Genomic DNA, 7,726 nt, shown 5'->3' with positions numbered 1-7,726 from the left:
GCACCGTTTAAGCCAACGTATTTGTACCAGTAATCAGCAATACCTGCTTCAATTGCTACACGTTTAGTTACCGCTGCTGGTAGTACTGACTCTTTATATTCAGCTGATTGAAGCTCAAACTGCTCTGTACAAGGAATTGATACAACACGTACCGCTTTACCTTGAGCTGTTAATTCTGCAGCACCTTGCATTGCTAACTCAACCTCAGAGCCTGTCGCAATTAAGATGATTTCAGCAGGTGTTTCAGAGTCAAGCAATACATAACCACCTTTTGCCACATCCGCTAATTGCTGTGTATCACGCGCTTGTGGTTTCAGGTTTTGACGGCTAAAGATAAGTGATGACGGTGCATCAACAGATTCAATCGCAAATTTCCAAGCAACAGCAGATTCAACGCTGTCACATGGACGCCATGTGTTCATGTTCGGTGTTAAACGTAAACTTGCAATTTGCTCGACAGGTTGGTGTGTTGGACCATCTTCACCTAGACCAATTGAGTCATGCGTAAACACTTGAATAGAACGTTGCTTCATTATTGCAGACATACGTAGTGCGTTACGTGCGTATTCCATAAACATTAAGAATGTTGCGCCGTAAGGAACAAAACCTTTATGTAATGCAATACCATTGATAATGGCAGCCATTGCAAACTCACGTACGCCGTAATGTAAGTAGTTACCCGTAGCGTCATCAGCAGTAATGGCTTTAGTACCAGACCACATGGTTAAGTTAGATGGCGCTAAATCAGCAGAACCACCTAATAGCTCTGGTAACATTGCACCAAATGCTTCGATACAGTTTTGTGAGGCTTTACGTGTTGCAATATTGCCTTGGTTAGCTTGTAAATCAACAATGTAAGCAGAAGATTTAGCTTCCCATTCAGCAGGCAATTCGTTATTAACACGACGTTTATATTCAGCTGCTAATTCAGGGTAAGCCGCAGCGTAGGCTGCGAATTTTTCATCCCAAGATTGCTCTGCGGCTTGGCCTTGTGTTTTGTTATCCCAACCTGCATAAATATCGGCAGGGATTTCAAATGGACCGTGGTTCCAACCTAATGCTTTACGCGTTGCAGCGATTTCATCGTGACCTAATGGTGCACCGTGACAATCGTGTGTACCTTGCTTAGCAGGTGAGCCAAAACCAATAATTGTTTTACAACAAATCATCGTTGGTTTAGTCGTTTCTGCTTTTGCAGAGATGATAGCCGCTTTAATTTCTTCAGGGTTATGCCCATCAACAGAAATAACTTGCCATCCGTAAGCTTCAAAACGCTTAGGTGTATCATCAGTGAACCAACCTTCTACGTCACCATCGATTGAAATACCGTTGTCATCCCAGAATGCAATCAGTTTACCTAGGCCTAAGGTTCCCGCTAAAGAACAAGCTTCATGAGAAATACCTTCCATTAAACAACCATCACCTAGGAAAGTGTAAGTATGGTGGTCAACAATATCGTGGCCTTCTTTGTTAAAAGAAGCCGCTAAAGAGCGTTCAGCAATCGCCATACCAACGGCATTAGTAATACCTTGGCCTAATGGGCCTGTTGTTGTTTCGACACCTGGTGCGTAACCATATTCCGGATGACCCGGTGTTTTTGAATGTAATTGGCGGAAGCTCTTAAGATCTTCAATTGAAAGGTCGTAACCTGTTAAATGCAATAGAGAATAGATAAGCATTGAACCATGGCCGTTAGACAAAATAAAGCGGTCGCGATCAGCCCAGTTTGGGTTAGTCGGGTTATGCTTTAAAAAGTCAGTCCATAAGACCTGCGCAATATCAGCCATACCCATTGGTGCGCCTGGGTGACCTGAATTGGCTTTTTGGACAGCATCCATACTAAGGGCGCGTATTGCGTTAGCTAACTCTTGACGAGAAGGCATCTGTTTCTCCTGATTACATTTTGAATTAATGAAAAGTGCGGACATATGAGGCGCGGATTATCCCAAATACCCAGAGCAGGGGCAATGGTAAAGTTAAAATTTGATCACATATTTAAACAAAATAAAGATCAATCTAAGGAGGAGAACCTGAAGGGAATGAATTCCAGATAAGGATAAACTAAGGCATCTTATCTGGGATAGAGCAAGCTTAACTATGTTGTTCCGCGTAGCCTGCATTTTTATTCGGACCAAAAACAAAGATAATGCCTTTGTCTAAAAGAATTTGAGTGGTTTTATCAAAAAAGGTAATCGCTTGATCTGTAGGCATATGCTTGAGGATTAATTCAATAGCTATATCAAATCCTTCAGCATCTGGAAAAGCATTAACTAATTCACCTGATTCAATGAAATACAGATACGTATTAATTTTTTCTTGTAACGTAAACAGATGAACGTCGTCATGATCCCACACTAATGAATCAATAATACTTAAAAAGACTCTTTTGGCTTCTTTCTCCATACCAATTGCATCAATGCTATCTGTATCTACTACACTCATAAATAACCTTTATTTTTATCTTTTCTATTTAACTGGATCACTCAGGAATACGAATAATCTATTTTATATATCAACGCGATTGTCCTATGCCATCAGCTTATGTCATTAAACCATGCTATTAAGCCTTTAGTTTATTGGGAATAATTGACGCCACATAGCCATCCCACCTTCGACACTGTAAGTATCTTCATAACCTTGTTCAGCTAAATATTGAGCCACTCCTTTACTACTATTACCACGGTAACAAACCACAAAAACTGGCGTATCAAACTCAACTTTATCGAAAAATGCTTTCAGTGTGTCATTGTTTAAATTGAATGCACCTTCAACATGATCCGCTGTATAAGATTGAAGATCGCGAGTATCCACAAGAATAGCTTCTTCATTTTGTAACCGCTGCTTCGTTTCAGCTATTTCTATTAACTTGAATGTGGGCATACTTTTTCCTTATAATTTGAACGCAAAATACTTTATTTTTATTAGATTACAGATAAAATAATGATATCTCTTTTAACTCAGTTTAACTATGCGTATCATGCCCTAAAATAGTGCTTTTGCAAATTCCATATAGAACCTGAACAATCGATATACCGACCAATCATTTCGATAAAAAATTCAATATAACTCTGACATTACATATGTAAGTCTATTTAATTCACATATTTTTAGGGATAAATTTCCACTTGGAAATTTATCCCTAAAAATATAAACAACTTTAATAAAGAGCCATTTAATGAACACTAAGCATTTAACTTTACTCACTTCTTTGTTAACTTTCCTATACTCTTTAACCATACTTATGTCAGGCAAAAGTTATTCTTATATTGCTATTTTATTATGTATTATTTCTTTGTTAATTTTACCTATAACCTTAAAAAACAGATTACCTTCTGAGTTTTATAAAATTGGATTTTCTTTCATTTGCTATGCATTGGTTACCGCTTTATCACTATTAATATTAGGCGGTAAACTTAGTAACTTAGATATGCCTAGTCGAACGTTTTTCATCCTTCCAGTCTTTATTCTTCTATTGAATTTCCCTCCGAAAAAGGAGTGGGTTTTTATAGGGATTTTAACAGGCTCTTTCATCAGTGGATTGATTGCACTGTATCATTATCAAGTTTTAGGTATACGCGCATTTGATGATTTTGGATATATGGTAATTCAATCCGGTGATATTGCCATGTCGCTAGGCATTTTTTCTTTAACTATTGCAATTCAACACCTAAAAGACAAAAAAATTGCATGGACAATAATAGCATTAACATGTGCATTTTTTGGTGTGTTAGCAAGTATGTTATCAGGTGCTCGTGGCGGGTGGATAATTGCGCCCTTTGTGATTATTTGGCTGTTAATAATTAACCGCGAGTTAATCTCTGTAAAAGTAGGTGTAACCTTAGCGATAATACTTATAAGTAGTAGTCTAATTTCTCATAACATTGTAGATAAACGCATTAAGAAAGCACTTCAAGATATAACTCAGTTTACTGAACAAAATAATAGCAACTCATCTCTTGGCGCACGTATAGAGATGTGGAAAAGTGGCATTTATAATTTCATTGAAAATCCAATCTTTGGTACGGGTTACAAGGACAGACAAAAATATAACCAAACTCTAGTTGACAAGAAGTTAGTTGCCCCTATTGTCCTTAAATTTGGTAGGCTGCATAATAGCTACATTGAAGAACTATCTATAAAAGGAGTTATTGGCTTAACAACATTAATGCTGTTCTTTTGTTTACCGTTATACTTTTTCATATTCAAAAGAGATGTTAAAAACAGTGTTTTTGCACAGCTCGGCGTTGCACATATTACACTTGTGATGGGATATTGTATGACTCAAAACTACATAAATCATCATTCTGGAATGCTGCATTATTTAATGTATACAATAATATTTTACGCGATGTTTCTTCATACCAACCAAACATCAGTTCCTGAAAAGAAAGGGGTAGTACGATGAAAATTCTCGTTTGCAGCTCATATAAGCATGCTTGGAACAGTGTAAGACCTGAGGCTGAAATGTTTATTGAAATGGTCAATCAAGGGCACCGTGTAACAGTAATGACACAAGGAGATAGCCCTTATAAACAGAGGTTCCTGGACTGTGGAGTTGATGTCATTGATGGTTACCCCACAAAAAAAATATGCATTACTACGATCAAAAAAATTCGTAAAGTTTTACAAGAAAACAACATTGATATTTGTTATGCATTTAATTCTAAAACAATCCCTAACGCTGCATTTGCATGTATTGGGAGTAAAGCTAAATTAGTTGTCTATCGGGGCACGACAGGCGGCTTGTATCGTCATGACCCATCGGCTTACTTAACTCAGTTACACCCTCGCGTTGACGGTATTGTATGTGTATCAAAAGCAGTTGAAAGAGATGTTGTTCAACGAGTTTGGAAAAACAAAGATAATGTAGTAACTATTTATAAAGGTCACAAGCTAGAGTGGTATCAAGTTGCACCTACTCTACGCAGTGAATTTGGTTTAACAGATGAGCATATTATTGCTGTTTGTGCCGCACATGTAAGGCCCAGCAAAGGTATTTCTCTTTTATTACAAGCGACCCATTCGATTACAAACCCAGATTTTCATTTGATTTTAGCTGGTAGTGGATTTGAACCGTATTTTGATGAGATCAAAGCAAGTCCAATGAGTGAACGTATTCACTATATTGGGCATAGAACAGATATTCCGTCATTAATGACAATGGCAGATTTTCAGGTTCAACCATCAATCAGTGGCGAGGGTTTACCTAGAACCATTATTGAAGCAATGGCAAATGCGACTCCATCCGTCGCAACAACAACAGGAGGCTCACCTGAACTTGTTGTGGATGGTAAAACTGGCTTCATAGCGGAAGCCGGAAATGTTCAAGAGTTTGCAGATGCAATGAATAAGCTAATTAATAATAAAGAACTAATTCAATCAATGAGTATTGCCGCACAAAAGCGCTTAGCACAAAAGTTTAACGAGAAAAATACTGTTAAAGAACACTTATTGTTCTTTAACAGACTACTTAATTGAGTGATGTACAAAATAGACGTAGTTCTATCATTTGGTGCTTCTTTTGCATTGTATGAAAATAAGTTTTTATAATTAAAGAGATAAACATGAAGAATAAAATTTATACCGATATTAGTGTTGTGGTTCAAGGGCCAGTCCAAAGTTTAGGCAATAGAGGACAAGAAGAAGGTATAACTAAAAAATGTCTCAATTCAGTTAGAATGCATTTACCTGGGGCAAAAATAATTTTATCTACATGGCACAATCAAAATTTAGATGGTCTAGATTATGATGAATTAGTTTTATGTGAGGATCCAGGTCAGAATATTCGTAAATACAATAAAGATGGGTCACCTAAATATTATAATAATAATAGACAAATTGTTTCAACTTTAGAAGGTCTTAAACGAGTAACAACCAAGTATGCGATCAAATTAAGAAGTGATAATTATCTAACATCTAATAACTTTATATCATTACAAACGCAGTTCCCTGCTCGAAGTAATAAATATAGATACCTCAAAGAAAGAGTTGTTACAGCGAACGCATTTACTAGAAAGTACGCTAAAGGGCAAAAAGTAGCTTTTCATCTAAGCGATTTTTTTTATTTCGGTTTGACTGGTGATTTACTCACGTTATGGGATCTACCTTTAGTCAAAGATTATAAAAAGAAATCTGAACACGATTTTAGTCCATCACACCCTAATTATATAACTGATTGTACTCAATTATTTTGGTTACAAGCATTACAAAAATTTGAACCTTCAATTACACTTGAACACTTATTAGACAATAGTACAGAAAAATCTAAGCAATCTGATATCTGCTATGCGAATAATTTAATTATTTCTTCTCCCGAAGAGATCGGACTTAATTTAGGCGAGAAATTTTCTAACGGGAAAGTCAGAATATCAAGAGAAAGAGGAAAGTGTGCTCATATCTACTTTCATGAGTGGCAAGATCTTTACAAAAAATATTGTGACCCAACTTTTAATATAGAACCTACATACATACTTAGATTTAAGTTGTTTATTAATCGTCTAAAATACATCTTTCCCATTTATTTTGAAGCAAAGATCCGTCAGTTAAAACGAAAAAAGTATAACGTATCTTAATGTTATAGAGTTACTTTTAAGTAACTCTAGCTATTCCAGCAAAGCAAACGATTCATTTTTTATTCATGTGTATTTTAAAAAATTGACTGACTGTAAGTAGCCAACAACATCTTTGACTTCAATTGATGTAAATTATCTAAAGATATTGATACTATTGGCTCGTCCAGAACTATATTAAATTTCACCCGATTATATTTATTTAAAAATCAATTTAAGATCAGTATAAAGTTTACTAATAGGTAGTTTAAAAAATCTTCTTATCGATAGCCCTAGCTGTGCTTTTGAAAAAGGGATTTTTTGTTTTTTGTTACAATATTTCTGATAGAGCTTCAACCAATCTAAATGGCTATATTCATTGGCTCTTTTTTTTCTACGAATAGACGTATCCCTTAAGCCTAAACCTATAAACTCTGGATCGGAAATAATAATATTATTTGCTAAAAATTCATCCCAAAACTTTACATCCTGTATAGTAGAATCATAACGATGTTTCAATAACGGAGCATCTTTAGTTAATCTCCTCAACCATATTTGACAGTAGACCTGCTCTGCTTCTAAAGATTGACTTCCTTTTTCACGTAATATACTTTTCTTTAATAACTCTTGGGCAAAAGGTTGATCTTCAAAAAGAGGTTGTTCCCAGATCAACTTTAAATCAGTAGTTAAACCATAATAGAAAAAATCACTCGCATTGAAAACTACTTTATGACCGTGGGAAGTCCGACGAAATAAATTACTATTGATGACGACTTTCTCAGTAAGAAGTTTATATTTATTCGAGTTTTTGGGGAATGCTTTTTGAATTTTGACAAACTCATTTCCAATTAAGAAGTTATCGCTTCTTAATTTCATCGCATAAGGCGTTGTCACAACTGCCAGACCAGCTTTTGTAGAAAGGACCTGGCGATGGTAATTAAGAGGGCAATAAGCATCTTCATTTTGTCCTGGGTCGTCACTTAGTACTAATTTATCATACTCTAAGTGACTAATATCCTGCCCTTTCCACGTCGAAAGGATAATAGTGGCACCCGGTAAATGTTGGCGAATACTTAACAAACACTTTTCAGTTATGCCTTCTTGTTGCTTTCGAGCTTTAGAAGACTGTACTGGTCCTTGTACAACAACACTGATTTTTTGGAATACTAGATCCACAC

7 protein-coding genes are annotated in these 7,726 nt (G+C 36.0%); 3 read left to right on the top strand and 4 right to left on the bottom strand.

Annotated features, from left to right (window positions below; translation table 11 throughout):
- From tkt to glpE, 3 genes are all read right to left on the bottom strand, one after another.
- A partial coding sequence (gene tkt, locus GQR44_RS13635) for a transketolase (RefSeq protein WP_166372308.1) occupies nt 1-1,883 on the bottom strand: 1,883 nt, incomplete at its 3' end.
- A gap of 208 nt (nt 1,884-2,091) precedes the next feature.
- Nucleotides 2,092-2,442, bottom strand: a complete 351-nt coding sequence (locus tag GQR44_RS13630) for a DUF6572 domain-containing protein (protein ID WP_166372307.1) — start codon at nt 2,440-2,442, stop codon at nt 2,092-2,094.
- A gap of 126 nt (nt 2,443-2,568) precedes the next feature.
- Nucleotides 2,569-2,880: a thiosulfate sulfurtransferase GlpE gene (gene glpE / locus GQR44_RS13625; RefSeq protein ID WP_166372306.1), complete on the bottom strand. Its 312-nt coding sequence runs from the start codon at nt 2,878-2,880 to the stop codon at nt 2,569-2,571.
- A gap of 295 nt (nt 2,881-3,175) precedes the next feature.
- On the opposite strand from glpE, the gene GQR44_RS13620 reads away from it, so the two are divergent.
- From GQR44_RS13620 to GQR44_RS13610, 3 genes are all read left to right on the top strand, one after another.
- Entirely contained in the window at nt 3,176-4,405 is a 1,230-nt protein-coding gene (locus tag GQR44_RS13620) for an O-antigen ligase family protein (RefSeq protein ID WP_166372305.1), read from the top strand.
- Nucleotides 4,402-5,478, top strand: a complete 1,077-nt coding sequence (locus GQR44_RS13615) for a glycosyltransferase family 4 protein (RefSeq protein WP_166372304.1) — start codon at nt 4,402-4,404, stop codon at nt 5,476-5,478. Before GQR44_RS13620 ends, GQR44_RS13615 begins: the two co-directional genes overlap by 4 nt.
- Before the next feature lie 86 nt (nt 5,479-5,564).
- Nucleotides 5,565-6,572 (top strand): WavE lipopolysaccharide synthesis family protein, encoded by a 1,008-nt coding sequence (locus tag GQR44_RS13610; RefSeq protein ID WP_166372303.1) that lies wholly within the window; start codon nt 5,565-5,567, stop codon nt 6,570-6,572.
- Nucleotides 6,573-6,767: 195 nt separating this feature from the next.
- Here the strand turns inward: GQR44_RS13610 and GQR44_RS13605 are convergent, their stop codons facing one another.
- Nucleotides 6,768-7,724, bottom strand: coding sequence for a WavE lipopolysaccharide synthesis family protein (locus tag GQR44_RS13605; RefSeq protein WP_166372302.1), 957 nt, complete (start codon nt 7,722-7,724; stop codon nt 6,768-6,770).
- Nucleotides 7,725-7,726: the final 2 nt, after the last annotated feature.

Origin of the sequence: Psychromonas sp. SA13A (assembly GCF_011378715.1) — a bacterium.
Lineage (GTDB): Bacteria > Pseudomonadota > Gammaproteobacteria > Enterobacterales > Psychromonadaceae > Psychromonas.
This window is presented reverse-complemented; position numbering and strand designations above follow the sequence as displayed.

Coding starts and splice junctions, on each gene's coding strand:
- GQR44_RS13610 (WP_166372303.1), top strand. CDS start 5,565: ATGAAGAATAAAATTTATACCGATATTAGTGTTGTGGTTCAAGGGCCA.
- GQR44_RS13620 (WP_166372305.1), top strand. CDS start 3,176: ATGAACACTAAGCATTTAACTTTACTCACTTCTTTGTTAACTTTCCTA.
- GQR44_RS13615 (WP_166372304.1), top strand. CDS start 4,402: ATGAAAATTCTCGTTTGCAGCTCATATAAGCATGCTTGGAACAGTGTA.
- GQR44_RS13630 (WP_166372307.1), bottom strand. CDS start 2,442: ATGAGTGTAGTAGATACAGATAGCATTGATGCAATTGGTATGGAGAAA.
- glpE (WP_166372306.1), bottom strand. CDS start 2,880: ATGCCCACATTCAAGTTAATAGAAATAGCTGAAACGAAGCAGCGGTTA.